Raw genomic sequence first — 19,175 nt, 5'->3', positions numbered from 1 at the left:
GGTTATAAGATAAAGAGTTGAAAACCAATCTAAATTCATAAAAATGAATAGCAATCGATTTGTACTCCCCAGCATCATTATTGGTCTCGCAGCCATCATCGCTACATTCATTTTAGCCAACGGCTTCAATAATATTCGAAACAACGATGAAACGATTACCGCTACCGGCTCTGCCAAAAAGTTGATCGTTTCAGATCTGGCGATATTAAGTGGAACCTTATCGGCCAATGCAAGTTCAAGCGCTGAGGCATACAATCAGCTCCAAAGTCAGAAGCCTACCCTAATCAAATACCTGACTGACAATGGATTTCCAGAAGAAGATATTGATTTCCAAACCATCAATACTTACCCAAACTATTATTATGACGAGAACGGTCGCAATCGTGGAATTTCATCTTATAGCTCGTCGCAGACTTTTCGCCTATCATCGACAAACGTTGAAAAAATAAAGGAAACCTCAATCGATATCAGCTCCCTTGTACAGCAAGGGCTAGATTTCAGGGTCAACTCGCCTGAATATTACTATACAAAGATCGGTGAGATTAAAATTGAAATCCAAGCTGAGGCTGCAAAAGACGCCATGACCCGTGGTGAGCGAATTGCTGAAGCTACGGGAAGAAAATTAGGTGCTTTAAGAAGAGCGAGAATGGGTGTCATTCAGATCACACCGGAAAATTCCAATATGGTTTCCGATATGGGTATCAATGATGTGTCTTCCATCCGAAAAGAAATTACCGCGGTAGTGAATGCAGACTTCTCGATTGATTAAGCCCCAAAAAGATCATTCAGACTTTCAGCCATCGTGGGGTGTGTATAGATTTGATCTCTCAGCACTTCGTAGCGGACACCTGCATTCATCGCCAATTGGACGATATTGATAAGTTCATGGGCTTCCGCACAATGCAACATACAGCCTAGGATTTTTCCAGATTCCTTTTCCACGATCGCTTTCAAAAGCCCTTCTTTCTGTTGGAGGATCGCAGCCTTCGGAATATTAGCAGCAGGCAAACTAAAAACATCAAAATCCAGCCCCGCCTCCTTTGCCTCGCTTTCATTCATTCCCACACGAGCATAAGGCGGAGTAGTGAAGAGTGTCGTCGCAAAGTTCTTCCTCCTTTTCAAAGAATTGTAATAAGATTTATCGAGCTGGTTTTTAATGATCCTAAAATCATCAAGCGAAATGTATGTAAACTGTGGTCCGCCATTCACATCACCGATAGCCCAAATATTGTCTGCTGTGGTCCGCAATTGATTATCCACCACGATAAACCCTTTTTCATCCGTTTCAATTCCCGCCGCCTCCAGATTCAGTTTTTTCGTCACCGCTTCACGACCGGTCGCCATAAGCACCGCGTCGGCTTTCAGTGATTTTTCCTTGCCACCCTGACTGTAGGTCACCTCCACACGCTTTTTCTTGTCTACAAAGGCCTCCACCTTGGCTCCCAAAATCACTTCCAACCCCTTATCTTCCAAAACTTTTAGTACCGATTCGCGGACATCGGCATCTTCCTTTGGCAGCAAACGGTCGCCCCCATCTAGTATCACAACCTCCCGACTTCCAAATTTCAAAAACATATCAGCAAACTCCAACCCGATAAACCCGCCACCAACAATCACCAGGCGTTTCGGACGTTCAGCAACATTCATCAGGTTCGTACTCGTATAAACTCGCGGCCCGTCAACACCCTCTATCTTCGGCAACCGAGCTTTCGTTCCGGTATTAATAAAAATACGATCAGCGGAAACTGTCTTCTCCTCTCCTTTCCTAACTACTTTTAATTCATTTGCCGAAACAAAAGAAGCCACCCCGTCGATCACCGTTGCGTTCGCAGCATTAGCCAGCTTATCATAGTTTTTCTCTCGCAATGCGCCGACTAGCTTATCCTTCGTTTTCCGCGCCTTTCCAAAATTCATCCCTTTTTCAGCATTAACAATCAGCGACTTAGTTGGAATACAGGCCACATTGATACAAGTACCTCCATACATCTTCTTTGATTTTTCGATCACGGCCACTTCCTCGCCCTGACTCGCCAACCAAGATGCTAGGGTCTTCCCTCCTTTACCAAAACCAATAATTATATTTTTATAATGCTTCTTCATGTTTGATAGCTCTTTTGAGAAAATTGACTTAAAAAAATCTTCACGATCTTTAAAACCCAACAAAGATTAACTCAAAATGTTGAGCACAGCATGCCGATCAATTTTCTAGAGGCTCAAACTTCGCTGGGGTAGCCAAAAGGATAAACAGGGTAATCAGCGCAGCACTTAGCAAACCGATATAGACATAGTGAATCGCCTTATGAAAAGATTCCTGTAGGAAGGTCAGGGTTTCCGGTGCAGTTTGGGGCGACTGCAAAGCTTCAATAACACGATTCGTCTCCGGAAGAACCGTTGCCACTCCTTCTTGTGCTTTCTGAAACGCAAGCAGCAGCACCGAGTTGAACACCGCAGCAAACATAGCCGCACCTAGCGTCTGCCCGAAATATCTTGAAAACATACTGGCGCCCGTCACAACACCCCTCCGACTCCAGTCGACCGCCGACTGCACACCCACCAACAAAGGTGTCGAAATCAATCCAAAACCGGCCCCTAGCAATAACTGACTACCAACAAGCATCCATACAGGCCCAGGAAAAGGAAGGAATAAAAAGAGTGATATCCCTATGATAACCAGAAAAACACCCGTCAACGCCGTATTTCTAAAACCGATGGTCAAGTACAGTCTTCCGGAAAAACCGGAAAACAAAGGCCAGGTCAAACTCATACTCGCCAGAATAAAACCCGCGGCTATGGGACTAACGCCTGTGACGGACTGCGCGTAAACAGGCAGATACATACTCGGCGCCATCATCGTAATCCCCATTCCGACCAAGGCCAAGTTAGTACCCAGAAGAATTCTATTATTCCAGATCCACCGCGGCATAACGGGTTCCGGGTTGTTACTCTCTAGCCGAACCGTGATATAAATCAGCACAGCTGACAAGGCAAAAACAGCTAGGCTGTTCCATGAAAACCAAGGCCATGCCTGTCCACCTTGTAACAAACCATACATGAGCACCGCAGCACTGATCAGCATGAACGCGGCACCAGAGACCTTAATTCTGTGTAACACTTTCGGTTTTTGTTCATGCAAAAAGAGATAGATCAACACAATCGAAAGTGCCCCTAACGGCAAGTTGATCAAAAAAATCCAATGCCAGGAAAGATATTCTGCAAAAGCACCTCCCAAGGCGGGCCCCGCAATAGCCGATACACCCCACACGCTCGACAACCAACCCTGAATTTTCGCTCGTTCTTGCACGCTGTACAGATCTCCGGCCAATGTACTCACCGTCGCCATAATCGCCCCAGCTCCCAAAGCCTGGATACCTCGGAACAAAATCAATGTATACATATTCCAAGCCAGTGCGCACAAAGCTGAACCAGCCAAAAAGGTGCCGATCCCAAAAGTCAAAATCGGCTTACGGCCATACATATCCGCCAGCTTACCATACAGGGGAATTGTAATCGTCTGCACCAGCAGATAAACTGAAAAGACCCAACTAAACAAGGAAAAGCCACCCAGGTCGCCCACTATTTGCGGAATTGCTGTCGACACGATGGTATTATCCATCGCAGCCAGCATCATGGTAACCATCAATGCAGCCAGTATCCAACCTCGTTTAACCGGTGCTGTTTTTTGTACGGTGTCCTGATCAGGTGTTAATGTTTCTTCCAAATTCCTGCTATCACAAAGGGGTTAAATTCTTCGCAATTTAAATAAGAATCACTAGAAGACGAAGCATAGAATTTTATTCCCGCCGATAAAAGAAGTAAACCGCTTGAAATCGGGAACTCTTTAAAATCCTTTAATTCATACTCAAAAACGATGGGATCAGACCCGGCAGATTTAGGAAATCGGCCTGACGACCAGCGCTCCACCACCGTAGCGCTCTCAGAATCAACATCATAATAAATCAAAGCATAGGTCACTTCAAACTCCCTCGCTTCTTTCCATGCTCTATGTGCTGGGCCCGGTTTCTTATTCGTTGCCAAAGCGGGGATTTCCAGGTAGCATTTACCATCTGCTATCTCTGAAACCAGCTCATCCTGCATCAAAAGATGCCAATTTGATCGCTTCTCTACCGGCAGTAGATGACTGTCAGGTATCAGCGACCAATCTTCATCCTTATTTTCTGCTTGAAGAGCCTCCGGTCTCTCCATGAACAAACGAACCAGCGAACTGTATAAATCACGCGTCGTTTGATTCAATGCAAAATCTTTCATCTGCGCGTACAAGCGAGAAGCCGCTTTAGACGCTGCTGCAAAATTTGAATTCCTGGAAGTTAGCTTGAAGCCACCCTTTCGCGGACGCGGACGTGACTGTACGATTAGTTTACCGTTTACCTCCCGATAAACTACGTTGCCAACCTTCCCTATAAGTTTACCGTTTTTTAAAACCGCCATAAATATAAGATAAGTCAATCAACAACAGGCAAATATGTCCTTTAAGAACCATCTTTCCAAAAATTCTGATGGCTCTGGAAGGGATTTGCTTTACTTATTACCGTATTCTGACAGATATCAACGGGTAATCAACCCGTATATTTAATGAATTATACGGGTTCGCAACGGGAGCACTACGAGTTCACAACGGGTTGAATCAATAGAAGGTATTTCCGAGTTCTTTCTAATGTGATAACCAAAAGCATTGTTATTCATCCTGACAGTTGAGAAAAAAAGATTATATTAGAGCATGTAATCAGATGTAAATCAATCATTTCAATATGAAAAAGCTTTTCATCCTCCTGCTTTTCATTCCCTCTATCACTTTCGGCCAGCAATTTCTTTGGTCGACTGCCAAAGTCGGAAAACTGAAAAACTCCAAGCTGAATCTGGTTTCCCTCGACGCCGTTACCAGTAAAATGCTTGAGTACTATGAGTATTACAACTACTATTATGAATCTCAAAGTTTATCAGAAGATGGATTGCGAAAAATCTTAAAGATAGATTCTGAAGATGCATCAATGCTATATGATGGTTTTGATATCGTTTATGAGCCTTTCGCTGCAGCATTCAAAAGTAATTACGATAAGGGTTCTATCGTGGGTGTTTTGTTTAAGCAGCGAGGGAAAGTTGATCTAGTCATTTTTTCAAACCAAAAGAAAGCAGGTGCTATACCAACAAGGATTGCAGACATTGATAATTTTCAAAAATGGGTTTATACATTTTGGGGGTATCGAAAACCGTCTTCCCAATTTGAAGATCCTTTAGCTTCTCATTATGAAAAAGAAAGTGATAAACTAGAACAGATCCAACTAATCTTAGATGGTCGACATTTCGATGTTGCTCCGGAAATAGAAGATGACAGACAACAATCGGGTAAGGTGGCGGTTGAGATCCGCGTTAATCGTGACGGCAGAATTACATCGGCCAAAGCCGGTATTCGCGGTACAACTATTAGCAATCATGCTTTGCTAGAAGAATGTGAAGAGGCGGTATTAGCGGCTCGGTTGAACTCTTCGGATTATGCACCTTCTGTTCAAACGGGAGTGATTATTTTTAGTTTTAAGGCTGCGCCCTTATTAACTTGGAGAGAATAACATCGTAAGAAACAAAGTTTGACCCAGACATTATATAAATGCAAGGAATCTGAAAAATAATTCGCGATCTTTGCCCTATGGCGAAATCAAAAGTTGAAACCGTTTTCTTTGATATTGATGGTACTCTTCTCGGGCTAAAAAGCAAATCTGTACCCGACTCTACCATTGAAGCTTTATCGATATTGAAATCCAAAGGCACCCGCATTATTGTTTCTACGGGAAGATCTTATGAGCATGCTAAATTCTTAGCAGAACATGGATTCGACGGTTTTATCACGTTTAATGGGAGTTATTGTGTTGATTCAACTGGTGAGTCTTTTTTTCGGCATACCATTGATGTCAACGAAATTCAATCGCTGCATGATCACCTGACTGGTTTTGACAAATTTCCCGTTGGTGTGATGACCACCGAAGGATCCTTTATTAGCGATATTACAGATGATGTTTCGGCAATCTTCAAACTGCTGAAACTCGACGCTCCCCCGCCCCAGGATTTCTCACATGCGTTGAAAAGTGAGGTACTTCAACTGAACCTCTTTGTTGATGAAGATAAAGAGACACATATCCTGACCAATATTCTAAAAAACTGTGTAGCCAGTCGTTGGTGCCCGCAGTTTATCGACGTAAATGCAAAGGGTATCAGTAAGCAGATTGGTATGGAACAGTTCTTTAATCGTTACGGACTGTCTGCTGAAACCTCGATGGCTTTTGGTGATGGTGGAAACGACATCGAGATGCTAAAAACAGCGGGAATTGGTGTGGCAATGGGTAATGCCGGAGACAATGTAAAGTCTGTGGCAGATTTTGTAACCGGCACGACCGAAGAGGACGGAATCTGGAACGCATTGAAGCATTATGAATTGATTTAATCGCTTATAAAATAAGCTGACACTTCCTGCGTTTATATAAGGGAAAACGTAACTTTCTAATTCAAAAAAAATCATGAAAAAACTTTTACTTTCCCTTATTGGAGCATCCTGTATTATAGCTAGTGTAAATGCACAAGACGTTGAACCAACTTCAGCAGATACTACCTGGCAAATACATGGTGAGAACACATTTTTAATCAATCAAAGTTCATTCTCAAATTGGGCAGCAGGAGGTGAAAACTCCTTTGCAGCGAACCTCCTTTTCAATTACGACTTCAATTATAAAAAAGATAAATGGAGCTGGGATAATAAATTGATCGCCGGCTATGGACTAGCGAAATTGAAAGATCGTGACTGGCGGAAAAATGACGACCAGGTAAGTTTAAACAGTTTGCTTGGCTACCAGACTTCCGAAAAATGGATGTACACCTTTTTTGCAGATTTTAAGACTCAATTCACTGATGGGTATATTTACGACGACGCTGCCGGTACAAAGGAATTGATTTCAGGTGCTTTTGCTCCGGCTTTCTTGAGTTTCGGACCAGGTATGGCGTTTAAAGAATCCGACGATTTTCATTTCAACATATCACCGGCAGCGGCTCGTTTTATATTTGTCGGCGATGATTATCTTTCAAGCTTAGGTGCCTATGGAGTTGAGCCAGGTGAAAAATCTCGCTTTGAATTTGGTGCTTCCCTCAATGCATACTACAAAAGAGAGCTGGTTGAGAACGTAACGCTCGAGAATATATTGAAGCTTTATTCGAATTACTTAGAAGACCCTCAAAATGTGGATGTGGATTACACAGCAAACTTATTAATGAAAGTGAACGACTATATCACGGTTAATGCTGGTGTGCAATTGATTTATGACGATAACACCCTGCTACCTTTTGAAGAAGATGGTGTAAGCGGAACGCGACCAGCTTTGCAAGTTAAACAGATTTTAGGTGCTGGATTGACATACAAGTTCTAAAAGAACGAAAGAAATAAAACGGATGGGCTCTGCTAATAAAAGCAGGGCCTTTTCTGTTTCATGACAATTTTGAAACTCAAAATAGCGGTTTTCAGGGATTGTAAAAAATTACACCTTCCTATAATTTTGATAGTCCTAGTATCAGCTAAATATGGAAAATACGGAAATCAGAAATTATAACAATGCCAGTTTCGATAGATCGATCGACATTTTCCCTGAAGAAATCAGAAATAGTCAAACTGAACATCTCTTCCAACATCGTAATTCACGTGGTCGACTCCTCTATCTATTTGTGTTAGGTTTGACGTCGATTTTGCTCGCTTCTTTATTTCTGATTAAAGTTCCGACTACAGTTAAGGCAACTGACGGACGGGAGACAACGACCGAATATACACTGTTTCAATTATTGATAGGCAATCACATTGATGATTAATTGCAAACTACTCTTCAAAGCAAGGAATGGCAAAAATAAATGTTAAACAACATGATATCAGTGATTGCGGTGCTGCATGTATTACTTCGATAGCTGCACACTACAACCTTTTATTACCTATTGCCAAAATCAGACAGTATGCATCGATCGACAAAAAAGGAGCTAATATCAGTGGTTTAATTCGGGCTGCAGAAAAATTAGGATTTAATGCCAAGGGAGTGAAAGGCAATTTGAATAGTCTTGACAAAGTTCCGCTGCCGACTATCGCCCACTTGAAACTGGAGAATGGCTTACTTCATTATGTCGTAATTTATCGTGTAACAAAAATGCACGTCAAAATTATGGACCCCGCGGATGGCCATATGCATAAAGTATTGAAAACAGATTTTGAATCAACGTGGACAAAGGTCCTGTTGTTAATTATGCCGTCTGAAAGCTTCAAAAAAGGTTATCAAAAGGTCAGTATTTTACGTCGCCTTAGCTATCTGCTTAGACCTCACCGAAAAAATTTAGTGCAGGTATTATTCGGTTCACTTATTTACACGGTTTTAGGCTTATCCGTTTCTGTTTTTTTGCAGAAAGTGGTGGATGATGTAATTCCCAATGGGAATTTAAACCTACTTAACCTTATGGGCATGTTCATGGTTGCTATACTGGTCGTTCAGTACTATATCAATCATAAAAAAACCCTAATGACAATCGATATGGGTCAACAAATTGATGCGAGACTTATATTGGGTTACTATAAATATTTATTCCGCTTACCTCAATCTTTCTTCGATTCGATGCGTACCGGCGAGATTATTTCTCGTATCAACGATGCAACGAAAATACGCGTATTCATAAATGATGTCCTGATCTCCTTTGGTGTAAATGTTTTTATACTTATGGTTTCCTTCGCGCTTATGTTTACTTATTACTGGAAACTCGCTGTAATTATGCTTGTCGTTATCCCCGTCTATGTTAGCTTATATGCTATTTCGAACAAAGCTAATCGGCGAACTCAGCGACGATTAATGGAAGATGCAGCAGAATTAGAATCCCAGTTTGTAGAAAGTATAAGGTCTGCAGCAACCGTCAAGCGCTTTGGATTGGAAAAATATGTCAGCAAGAATACAGAAAGCAGGTTTATTAAGTTTCTTAACTCGATCTATAAGTCAGGCACCGTTGGTTTGTGGATCGGTAATTCTAACCAGATAATCGTGGGTTTGCAGATCGTCTCACTACTTTGGATTGGTGCTACCTTTGTTGTAAACGGGTATATTACAGTTGGTGAGCTACTTTCCTTCTACGCCATAATCGGTTATTTTTCTGGCCCTATTTCCAGTATCATTGGTATGAACAAAATTCTGCAGGATGCGATGATTGCGTCGGATAGGTTATTCGAAATCATGGACTTAGACCCCGAGGAAAGAAACAGAGAAAAGCCACAGCTGACTCCGGAAATGATAGGAAACATCAATTTTAAGAACGTTACTTTTGCTTATGGTTCTCAGCCACCAATATTTCAGAATCTGACCATCGAATTTCAAAAAGGTAAAATGACGGCGCTGGTCGGCGAAAGCGGCTCCGGGAAAACAACGATCCTGTCACTTGTCCAGCGAATCTACCCCGTTCAAGATGGTTCAATTTCCATCGGTGCTCAATCTATCGAATGTTTTTCAGTTGAAAGTCTTCGAAGAGTCATTAGTGTTGTTCCACAGCAAATCGATATTTTCGCTACATCTTTGCTGGAAAATATAAGTATAGGAGACCCTTCTCCCAATATAGATCGGGTAAAAAAGATCGGTCAACAATTGGGAATGGATAGCTTTATTGCGCGACTTGCCGATGGAATACATACCAAACTAGACGAAAATGGATTAAACCTTTCAGGGGGTCAACGGCAGCGCATCGCAATCGCCAGAGCCCTATATCGTGAGCCCTCAGTGCTCATTCTTGATGAAGCCACTTCCATGCTCGACAGTATCTCCGAACAATATATTCGCAATACATTAATTACATTTCTTGAAAAAGGTGGTACAATTATTCAAATAGCACATCGATTAAGTACGATTACACATGCAGATGAAATAATTGTTATGGACAATGGGTCCGTTATAGAGCAGGGAACCCATAGCAGCTTAAGCCAAAAGGATGGTGTCTATTATAATTTATGGCGTCGGCAAATGGATGGTTTCTTGGCACATCAATGTCCAGTTATGAACGGATAAGGTAATACAGGAGACCCTTTGTTTAAGCGCCTCTTGTATTACCTTATTAACATTAACGTGTCTGTGTTAGATAGTACAACATTTTTTCGCTTTCGTATGCTGGTCTAACTGAAAGCGTAACTGTACCATTCCCGTCGACGCTGCGCGTAGCAGTATAAAGTCCACCATCTGAGCCTTCGAAGGTCCAAGTGGTTGAAGACCCACCTAGCGTATTCGCACATTCTTCTGGAGTCAATGCTGTTAAGCCAGCTTCTGATAACATTTGATTAGTCATTTTACATAATTTAATTATTAAATACCTACTCTATAAGCTTTTCGGTTTCCGCTATTTTGTTTGATATAAAATTAGCAACTCGACCAAACTGAATCAATCCCTGAAAACCGCCATTTTACTCTTCATCATAATGATAAAGAACCACTTAAATAAAAAATCCCCAATTCAGGGGAGTTAAATTGTATTTTAAATTCCGTTATTTTGGAGGTATTAGCCGAAACCATTAGATATTTTCTTTGTACGCCGATGAACACAATAAGTATATATGTTACTGATGACCACCCGATGGTATTAGACGGGCTAAAAAACCTCCTAGAATCGGAAAAGGATTTCAGGCTTGATGGGTGCTTCCCCACAGGAAAAGACACGCTGAACGCATTGGAGAAAAAACTACCGGACGTATTGTTACTCGATATTAACCTGCCCGATTGCAACGGAGTTGATCTGAGTAGAGAAATAAAGAAAAACTACCCTAAGCTACTTATCATTATGTTGAGCATGCATAACGAACGGGCTATCATTGCCAGTGTTCTTAACAATAAAGTAAATGGCTACTTACTTAAACATTCAGCCGGCAGTGAAATTATACAAGGCATAAGATCTGTAATAAATGGTGAAACTTATCTTTGTAAGCAGTCACATCAGATATATTACGATAGTCGGCAAACTGGCCCGGATGTCATACCTTCAATAACAAAAAGGGAAAAAGATATCCTGTCGCTGATTGCGGAAGGCTATACTACCTCACAGATCGCAGATAAATTATTTATCAGTACACATACAGTGGAGTCACATCGAAAAAACCTTATGGACAAATTTTCGGCAAGTAGTATGCCCATGGTTATTAAGTTCGCAACAGGGTTTAGACTTATTTAACGATGGGCTTTGATAGTATGCTAATCTAAAAATCCTTAAAAGGCCCTCTTGGTTCAGCTTCCGCCATGCTTTTTTGCCAGTTGGCAAATTTACCTTTAACCATTTTTACGACGTCAGGTTGCGATTCTACTAGATTGTTTGTTTCGCTGATATCTTTGGAAAGATCAAAAAGATATTCACTGCTATCTCTCTTCATCCATTTCCAATGATCAACCCGGGCAGCCTGTTCACCTCGGAACTCCCAAAACATTTCGTCTCGTTCATTTTTTACTTTCCCCTTCAAAATATCAATCATATCGAAACCATCGTAAACAATTGAATCTGGCAGTGCGACACCCGCAGCGGAAAGAAGGGTCGGGAAAATTTCCATTGAGCTTAAAAAATCATTGTTAACCAACCCGGCATCGATTGTTCCAGGCCATTTTATAATGCAGGGCACTCGAATCCCTCCTTCAAAAAACTGTGCTTTTCTGCCTCGCAACGGTGAATTATCAGCAACGCCCGTTCCGCCGTTATCGGACAGAAAAATAACAATGGTGTTTTCTTCTAATCCTTTATCTTTTAAAAGTTGCAAAAGGTTTCCGATGGCGTCATCCATTTTCGATACAGCGGCCATATGTGACCGTTTCCTCTCCTCTGCCTTTGTTTTTCCCTTAGGATAAAGTGCCTGGAACTCTTCTGGTGCCTGCACCAAACCTCTCACGTCAGGATCTAAACTCGACGCGCCATGTGGCGCATTGAACGCCAGATAAAGGAAAAATGGCTTTCCACTATGTTTTTCGATGAAATCACGAGCTTTATTCTCAAAGAGATCAGTCGTATATGTTCCTTTATCTTCCGTAGTAGGTGTATTGCCATCAAGCATAGACGGGACCCCATAGCGTTCGTGTTTATAATAATCGATCCCGGTATTTGCAAAACCGTAAAACTCATCAAAGCCACGTTGTAAGGGCAAATATCTTTTTAATTGACCTAAATCCCATTTGCCAAAATACCCCGATACGTAGCCTGCTTCTTTTAAGGGTGTTGGAATATAAACCTCCCGTAAGTCAGTACCGAGAATCCGTTCAGGCGACACACTGTATTCATAATCTGTATAGTTATGACCATAATCGACCATGTTGTTCCTGAACAGTTCGAAAGTTCCATTCCGCTGAGGATATCTGCCTGTAAGCAGGCTACCCCTTGAAGGTGTGCAGCCAGATCCTGTGACATAAAAATTTGTCAAGCGAACCCCATCGTTTGCGAGTTGATCCAGATGAGGGGTTTTGATCACTTTATTACCATAGACGCCAATGTCGTTATACCCCTGATCGTCTGAAATGATGAGAATAATATTGGGCTTTGACTGGGCAAATGCACCCATAGACAAAAACAATGCGCCAAGCAAAAAATACAAATATTTCATAAGAGTTTAGGTTGGTTCGGAGTATGAATATATAGAAAAAAACAATCTATTTTCTGTAATTTAGAGAAATTATACTTTGAGATTCAAATGTTTTATTAAAAAAGATGATGATGAGAACGTCTATTTTTATCCTGTTAGTGCTGACTCTGTCCAACTTCACCAAAGCTCAAGAACGGCCTGTGCTGGATATTATGCTTTCGAATTATGAATACCCCAACGAGGTACATTTTCTCAACCTAGAGAGTCAAGGTCAAGATCTGAGGATGGCCTATATGGATGTTCATCCGCAGAAGGCTAATGGTAAAACAGTGACCTTGCTACACGGAAAAAACTTCAACGGAGCCTACTGGAAAACAACAATCGATGCATTGACGAAAGAGGGTTATCGGGTAATTGTGCCTGACCAGATTGGCTTTGGTAAATCATCAAAACCAGTGGGTTATCAATTTACTTTTCAACAGCTGGCAGAAAACACCAAAGCTGTATTAGATGAGTTGAACATTGACAATACCTTCCTGCTCGGCCATTCGATGGGCGGTATGTTGGCCACTCGTTTTGCATTAATGTATCCTGAAGTCGTAGAAAAATTGATACTGGAAAACCCAATTGGATTAGAAGACTGGAAGTTAGTAGCTCCGTATAACTCCATTGATGATAACTATCAGAAAGAGCTGGCTGCGACCTATGAATCGACACAGAAATATCAACTGGAGTTTTATTATGATAACCAATGGAAGCCAGCGTATGATGAATGGGTCTACCTACTGACAGGCTGGATTGAACACCCCGAGTATCCGACTGTGGCAATGAACAATGCGCAGACGTCTGATATGATCTTTACACAACCTGTGCTGTATGAGTTCGAGCATATCCAGGCACCCACCCTGCTGATTATCGGGACAAGAGACCGAACAGCTATCGGCAAAAATGATGTGAAAGACAAAGCAGTGAGAGACCAGATGGGTCAATATCAGATCCTCGGCAAAGAAACACAAAAGAAAATACCTGGTTCGCAGCTGGTGGAGCTTGATAACGTAGGCCACATGCCTCATATTGAAACTTTCGACAGGTTTATTGAACCTCTGAAAAAGTTCTTGAGGGAGTAGCTGGTGTCTTATTACTTTTAACCGTAGGCCATCGATGTTAATTTTCTATGAAATAATTAAAATTTTTAAGATTGGTTATTAATGTAAAGTATATTTACCAAATAAGCAGATACTTAGCCTTTAAAGTTTATTTTTTACATTCTATCATTGAAATAATAATATAATGGTAAATATTTATTCAAGAAGCAGGTTCTTAATGATCTTCAGCTTGCTGTTGTTCCTGTATGCGCCTAACGTGCTAGGAAGTGCCTTTGCTGTAGATAGCCAATCCAAGCTAGTAGGTGCTCATCCGAGTTATTTGCTAGACGTTGTTTCGACTGACACGTCCTACAGGTGCGATCAAAATGCACAGGTTGGTTTGGGCTATTCTTATCAATTAAAGTACGATGAAGCCTCAGAAACTGCCTATTATCTAACAAAGATTCAACATCTGGACCAGTCGGGAAATCTAATTAAATTACGGCTAGCTCACACGGTGAAGGAAGAAGGTGAAACCGTTAGGGAGTTCGCACAACGCACTGGAAGCAAACTCGCTTTCAACGCTTCAACACAAGCACATTTTAAAGATAATAAAATGAAAAAAGATATCCCTTCGACGGTTGCCGTAGTCGAGGGTAAGATAATCAATAATACGCCACGAATTAATCGATTTACATTAGGAATCAAAGATAATAACGAATTATTGGTGTTTGACCCAGGAACAACTGCAGAGACGATAATAGAGGCGGGTATTGAAAATGCACTTACAGGATTTGTTCCCTTAATTGTAAATTATGAACCGGTTTCAGATGAAATTCTGGAATTTGGCGAACACCTTAATGTAAAGCATCCCCGTCAGGTTATTGCTCAATTGGACAATCTGGATATTCTGTTTTTAACAACAGGAGGTAGAGGTTTTGGTGGGAAAGGGATGACTGGAAAGGAACTTATTCAGATCCTGAAAAAGTTGAATGTTAAGTTTGCGTATAACCTTGACGGCGGTGGAAGTACTTCATTAGTGGTAGACGGTGAGTTTATTAATTGGAAAATCGATAAGAATGGTACGGAAGAAAGAAAACGGCCGACCTTTCTGTATATTGAGTAGAGAGGATAGAATATCAGTGTAGTTGTCTGATAGAATATCTTTGCCGGTGTTTGTTTCAAACTCAACTAACTGTCGTCTTAGTAGTATGTCTGTGTTATCATAATAAACATATGACTTCAGCTTTATGTATGCTTGTTTTATGTCGTCTTTTTGTAAATTCCATTCGTATCTTTTGAGCTCTGTTCGGTCTTTCGTTGCATGGGTGCTAACGGTTTACGGCTTGGCGATGTGGCGGATTTTTAGCACAAAAGTTCAATAGAATTACTGCTGTTGAACTTTGCACAAATGTTTCATAGAAGCACTTCAGCCGCCATATTGCCAAACCGATGTTATGTGCCGTTTTGCTTCTTCAGAATTAATGTTCGCCTGTTAATTATTAATTTTTCTGCTCGTTTTTTCTTGTAAAATATTGTGAATATTATTGCTGTTAGAATAGTCAATCCTCTAAAAATATTTGCTTTCATATCGCCTAATGCAGAATTGTCCACCTGAAATAAATTCCAAGATAAATTCATTAAAGTATGTGTCAAAATTGGTATCCATAAGTTATAATTCCATTCAACGTATAGCCAAGCAAAAAAAATGGCTCCTGAAAAGGTAATCATAAAAATTCCAAGTAATTCACCTATGTCTTGGCTTTGATACAAATGTCCAAAAGCGAAAATTAACGCACTCAAAATTATGGATGGAATAAAGCCCAAATTAGTTCTTCGAAATAATTCTCCAAATAGAAACCCCCTAAAGTAAAGTTCTTCCACAAAGCCAGCAACAATAGTTCCTGCAATTAAATTTTCAATATCAATTTGTCGGTTAAATTTGAAAAATAATAGCCCGCCAATAAACATCGGTAAAGTGAACAATAAACTTGTCCATAATGCAGTCAAAATACCTGATGCAATTCCAAGGCTTTTAAAAATACTGGTCGTTTTGTCAATTAAAAATGTTCCAATAAAAATTGGAATTCCAATTATCAAATATGTTAGAATATAGCTAATCAATCTTTGTTTTGTTATTTTGTCAAGTGTTACCTTTATTGGCTCAAAATATAGAAATAGGATGTAGTAAGCAACAAAGCTCAGAAAAACCAGAAGAATTATTTTTAGCGTTTGATTTGATTTCATTTTTTAATTCTGTCGATTGCGGTTGTGTCATTTTAAAATGGCATATAACGGTCAAGTGTATGAGCAGTAGCGCGTTTTGTACGCTTACTGTTCAGTTTAGCACAAAGATAGCTAAAAGGCAAAAACTTTGGTTTTGGCACTTTCCCCGCTATTGCTTATACACATTGTTAGGTGCTGGCATTTTTACACGAATTTTATTGGATATTTCGTCTTTATCTGTCCTTTTGCAATCTTTTTAAGTTTGGATTCCATCAGCCTTCTGGTCAATGGTTTTAGATAGTCAAGATACAAAATTCCTTCTGTGTGGTCGTATTCGTGCTGTATCATTCTTGCGGTCGTTCCGCTAAATGTCTTTGTTTGAAAGTCAAAATCTTTGTTGTAATATTCTATACTAATCGTCCAAGGTCTTTTTACTTTTTGCGATAAATTTGGGATACTTAAACAGCCTTCTTCGTCTTCCCAAAGCTCTGCGGAACGTTCAATGATTTTTGCGTTGATAAAAGTTTCCATTATTCCTTTGTCGTCTTTGTCAAAATAGATTTCCCTGTCCGCTTCGTCAAGATTTTCAAAAGTTGTTTTACTGTCCACTACAAAAAGTCTTATCGGAAGTCCGATTTGTGGCGAAGCCAATCCGCAACCATTGGCGTTTTTCATTGTTTCCCACATATCGGCTATTAGCTTGTCCAACTCGGGATAATTCTTTTCGATGTCGTTGCACTTTTGTTTTAAAATGCTGTGTCCGTATACTAAAATAGGTCGTTTCATTCCTTTGCTTTTTATCGCAAAGTTCCAAAGAATGAACAAGGTTGGCAATGAACCTATGTTAAGTAATCTGTCTGCGAATACGGCTCAAGCCCTGTGGCGTTATTCCGATGTAGGAAGCCACGTATTTTAGCGGAATGAATTTTAAAATGTCGGGCTGTTCGCTGAACAGTCTTAAATAACGCTCTTTCGCATTGTATTTAAGCAAGGACAGTTCACGTTTGCTTTTAGCCAAAAACAATTTTTCGGAAGCGAAGCGTCCTAAATAATTCCCAACTTTGGTCTGGGCATACACTTTTTGCAAATCGTCAAAGGAAATTTGCCAAACAACGGTTTCCGTCAATGCCTGTAATTCGTATTCGGACGGTGTTTGCGTGAGAAAAGAGTCGTAAGCACAGGTAAATTCTTTGTCGAAACTGAAATTAAAAGTCAGTTCGTTTTCATCATCGGGAATGTAAAACCGAACGATGCCCGTTTCAACGAATGAAAGGTAATTTTCCGTTTCGCCCTGCCGTGTGATGATTTGGTTTTTGGCAAACACCTTTCTGTCAAAATGTGAAGCTATAAATTCCCATTCCGATTCTTGTAGCTTTACGATTCTTTCATAGTATTCTCTTATGTGTCCCATTTTTGACGGTTTTTGTCCTGCTTGCACCTAACGTCCCGCGGCTTTGCGAGGGCGGGGCTTTTCAGCACTCACTTTCTTGCGAAGAACGGACGTACAAATGTAGTAAAAACTTTCTTACGGAGCCGTTTCCCCCCGCTCTTGCAAAACCGATGTTGGCGGTTCGTTGTTATTTCTTCAGTTGTTCGTCAATATATTTTTCCAATGTTGTAGGAAGTTTTATTGTGTCGTTTGGTCGTTCGGGAATGGTTTTATTATCAATAACGGCTTGTGTCATATCGGAAAGATTGTTTGCCGTATTTTCAGTAAAGCCGACAGATATAAGCGTTTCTTTCCACTTGTCTTGCGGTATGGATTGAACAGTTACATTTTTGTTGAGCAATTTTGAAAATGTATTTGCCACATCAAGCGAGCTGTATTTTTGCCCTGTTAATTCATAAATTCTTTTCGATAACGTGTCGGTCATTATTTTGGCAATAAATTTTGCCAAGTCAATAGGCGAGTTCATTTCTATTTTCAAATCTTCGGGGAAAAAGGTTGGCAATACTCCATATTGTTCAACGGGTTCCAAATATCCTAACCAATTACTAAAATAATAGGACGGTCTGATATATACTTTTTCTATTTCCAAATCGTCTAATGTTTGCTCTAAAATTCTCGACATTAAAACATTACCTGTATTGCCGTCAATGTGTGAACCCACACAAGATAAGGCGACAACTTTTTTAATTCCTGTTGCCTGAATGGCTTTTTTGTAATTCTCAACAATTCGTTTGGTGTCTTCAATTATATCGTTTGACGTTGGGTTTTCGGGTGTCAAAACAAAAACAGTTGTTCCACCTTTAAACGCTTCTGTAAGTTGCTCCAAATTAAATAAGTCTGCGGTTCGGGTTTCAATAGCTTTGTCCGAAAGTTTGTCGGGATTTCTCACGACTGCCCTTACAGGAAAGCCGTTGTTTTTTAGTTCACTGATAAGATTTGAGCCTACTTGTCCTGTTGCTCCTACAATTATGTTCATACGTTGTATTTTTTAGTTATTGATACAGCAAAACTAAAATGGGGTTGCGACAACAGTATGTCAGGGGTAGGCAAAGAAATCAATAATACTGTTCAAAATATTCTTGTAATGTTATTTCGTGTGGTATAAACTTTTCGGTAAGCACTTCTGATTTTTTAATTCTGTCAAGGCGGAAAAATCTAAATTCATTGCGTAAACGACACCACGCCAACAACAACCAATTTTCCTGTGTGCTTAATATGGCAAATGGTTCAACGGTTCTGTTTGTTGTTTTATTGGCTTCGTTGGTGTAGGTTATTTCTGTTAAATGATAATTGGTCAATGCAAACTGCAAAGCGGATAAATGACCGCTTGTCCTTTCGTTATCTGCATTTTGTATAATTTGTACTCTTTCAGAAAGTAAATTGGCTTTGTCCTTTACGCTGTGTTTTAATACGGTTTTGATTTTGGCAATAGCTTCTGAATAGGCTTTTATAAATGAAGTGTCTTTGTTTTTCAGTATTAGTTGTTCTGCCGTAATCAACGCATTGGCTTCACTTTCTGTAAACGTAACGGGTGGAAGTCGGTAATGTTCCATTAGCGTATAGCCTTTTCCGTCTTCGGTTACAATCGGAACGCCTGCCTGTTCCAATGTTCTTATGTCCCTGTATATTGTTCTTACGCTTACTGAAAATTTGTCGGCAAGTTCCGTAGCTGTCAAAATTCGTTTGGTCTGCAACTGTGTTAGTATTGCAGTCAGTCGTGAAATTCGTTTTGTTTCGGTGTCATACATTATTCAATTTTTTCAGGTACGGTCGTCCGCTACAATGACTGCCAACAACACAATTAGCG

The 19,175-nt window shown here is 40.4% G+C and carries 19 protein-coding genes; 9 read left to right on the top strand and 10 right to left on the bottom strand.

Features of this window, described 5'->3' with window-relative positions; genetic code table 11:
- Positions 1-43: 43 nt before the first annotated feature.
- Positions 44-769 (top strand): SIMPL domain-containing protein, encoded by a 726-nt coding sequence (locus D3P12_RS08860; protein ID WP_118194727.1) that lies wholly within the window; start codon positions 44-46, stop codon positions 767-769.
- Here the strand turns inward: D3P12_RS08860 and D3P12_RS08855 are convergent.
- From D3P12_RS08855 to D3P12_RS08845, 3 genes are all read right to left on the bottom strand, one after another.
- The gene (locus D3P12_RS08855) at positions 766-2,100 is read right to left on the bottom strand and encodes an FAD-dependent oxidoreductase (protein WP_118197041.1); all 1,335 of its coding nucleotides are present in this window, start codon (positions 2,098-2,100) and stop codon (positions 766-768) included. The two genes, D3P12_RS08860 and D3P12_RS08855, sit on opposite strands and share 4 nt — an antisense overlap.
- Before the next feature lie 97 nt (positions 2,101-2,197).
- On the bottom strand, positions 2,198-3,718 hold the full coding sequence (locus D3P12_RS08850) for an MDR family MFS transporter (protein ID WP_205941078.1): 1,521 nt from the start codon (positions 3,716-3,718) through the stop codon (positions 2,198-2,200).
- Positions 3,703-4,446 carry a hypothetical protein gene (locus tag D3P12_RS08845; RefSeq protein WP_118194725.1) on the bottom strand — a complete coding sequence of 248 codons (744 nt, stop codon included), beginning with the start codon at positions 4,444-4,446 and terminating at the stop codon, positions 3,703-3,705. Before D3P12_RS08845 ends, D3P12_RS08850 begins: the two co-directional genes overlap by 16 nt.
- Positions 4,447-4,766: 320 nt before the next feature.
- Between D3P12_RS08845 and D3P12_RS08840 the strand changes: the two genes are divergently transcribed.
- From D3P12_RS08840 to D3P12_RS08820, 5 genes are all read left to right on the top strand, one after another.
- The gene (locus D3P12_RS08840) at positions 4,767-5,582 is read left to right on the top strand and encodes an energy transducer TonB (protein ID WP_118194723.1); all 816 of its coding nucleotides are present in this window, start codon (positions 4,767-4,769) and stop codon (positions 5,580-5,582) included.
- 77 nt (positions 5,583-5,659) lie between these two features.
- Positions 5,660-6,451: a Cof-type HAD-IIB family hydrolase gene (locus tag D3P12_RS08835; RefSeq protein ID WP_118194721.1), complete on the top strand. Its 792-nt coding sequence runs from the start codon at positions 5,660-5,662 to the stop codon at positions 6,449-6,451.
- Positions 6,452-6,524: 73 nt separating this feature from the next.
- A complete protein-coding gene (locus D3P12_RS08830) occupies positions 6,525-7,424 on the top strand; it encodes a DUF3078 domain-containing protein (RefSeq protein WP_118194719.1) in 900 nt (299 codons plus the stop codon).
- Positions 7,425-7,575: 151 nt separating this feature from the next.
- Entirely contained in the window at positions 7,576-7,857 is a 282-nt protein-coding gene (locus D3P12_RS08825) for a hypothetical protein (protein ID WP_118194717.1), read from the top strand.
- A gap of 26 nt (positions 7,858-7,883) precedes the next feature.
- Positions 7,884-10,070, top strand: coding sequence for a peptidase domain-containing ABC transporter (locus tag D3P12_RS08820; RefSeq protein ID WP_118194715.1), 2,187 nt, complete (start codon positions 7,884-7,886; stop codon positions 10,068-10,070).
- Between the two features lie 52 nt (positions 10,071-10,122).
- Here D3P12_RS08820 and D3P12_RS08815 read toward each other — a convergent pair whose 3' ends face one another.
- The gene (locus D3P12_RS08815) at positions 10,123-10,344 is read right to left on the bottom strand and encodes a hypothetical protein (RefSeq protein WP_157970303.1); all 222 of its coding nucleotides are present in this window, start codon (positions 10,342-10,344) and stop codon (positions 10,123-10,125) included.
- Between the two features lie 201 nt (positions 10,345-10,545).
- On the opposite strand from D3P12_RS08815, the gene D3P12_RS08810 reads away from it, so the two are divergent.
- A complete protein-coding gene (locus D3P12_RS08810; RefSeq protein ID WP_205941077.1) occupies positions 10,546-11,220 on the top strand; it encodes a response regulator in 675 nt (224 codons plus the stop codon).
- A 25-nt stretch (positions 11,221-11,245) separates the two neighbouring features.
- Here the strand turns inward: D3P12_RS08810 and D3P12_RS08805 are convergent, their stop codons facing one another.
- Entirely contained in the window at positions 11,246-12,628 is a 1,383-nt protein-coding gene (locus D3P12_RS08805; protein WP_118194709.1) for a sulfatase family protein, read from the bottom strand.
- A gap of 110 nt (positions 12,629-12,738) precedes the next feature.
- Here D3P12_RS08805 and D3P12_RS08800 point away from each other — a divergent pair, with 110 nt between their 5' ends.
- Both D3P12_RS08800 and D3P12_RS08795 read left to right on the top strand, forming a co-directional pair.
- Positions 12,739-13,734, top strand: coding sequence for an alpha/beta fold hydrolase (locus tag D3P12_RS08800; RefSeq protein WP_118197039.1), 996 nt, complete (start codon positions 12,739-12,741; stop codon positions 13,732-13,734).
- 163 nt (positions 13,735-13,897) lie between these two features.
- Entirely contained in the window at positions 13,898-14,818 is a 921-nt protein-coding gene (locus tag D3P12_RS08795) for a phosphodiester glycosidase family protein (RefSeq protein ID WP_118194707.1), read from the top strand.
- A gap of 329 nt (positions 14,819-15,147) precedes the next feature.
- Here the strand turns inward: D3P12_RS08795 and D3P12_RS08790 are convergent, their stop codons facing one another.
- The 5 genes from D3P12_RS08790 to D3P12_RS08770 form a co-directional block, all read right to left on the bottom strand.
- Positions 15,148-15,939, bottom strand: coding sequence for a CPBP family intramembrane glutamic endopeptidase (locus tag D3P12_RS08790; protein WP_118194705.1), 792 nt, complete (start codon positions 15,937-15,939; stop codon positions 15,148-15,150).
- Positions 15,940-16,122: 183 nt separating this feature from the next.
- Positions 16,123-16,704 (bottom strand): peptide deformylase, encoded by a 582-nt coding sequence (def, locus tag D3P12_RS08785; protein WP_094257088.1) that lies wholly within the window; start codon positions 16,702-16,704, stop codon positions 16,123-16,125.
- A 58-nt stretch (positions 16,705-16,762) separates the two neighbouring features.
- Positions 16,763-17,329 (bottom strand): Crp/Fnr family transcriptional regulator, encoded by a 567-nt coding sequence (locus D3P12_RS08780; protein ID WP_073583490.1) that lies wholly within the window; start codon positions 17,327-17,329, stop codon positions 16,763-16,765.
- A gap of 166 nt (positions 17,330-17,495) precedes the next feature.
- Positions 17,496-18,344: an NmrA family NAD(P)-binding protein gene (locus D3P12_RS08775; RefSeq protein WP_118194703.1), complete on the bottom strand. Its 849-nt coding sequence runs from the start codon at positions 18,342-18,344 to the stop codon at positions 17,496-17,498.
- 79 nt (positions 18,345-18,423) lie between these two features.
- Positions 18,424-19,116 (bottom strand): helix-turn-helix transcriptional regulator, encoded by a 693-nt coding sequence (locus tag D3P12_RS08770; protein WP_118194701.1) that lies wholly within the window; start codon positions 19,114-19,116, stop codon positions 18,424-18,426.
- Positions 19,117-19,175: the final 59 nt, after the last annotated feature.

The sequence above is a fragment of the Pedobacter indicus genome (assembly GCF_003449035.1).
GTDB classification, from domain to species: Bacteria; Bacteroidota; Bacteroidia; order Sphingobacteriales; family Sphingobacteriaceae; genus Albibacterium; species Albibacterium indicum.
Note: the sequence above shows the minus strand (reverse complement) of the source record. Positions and strands in the feature narration are given on the sequence as shown.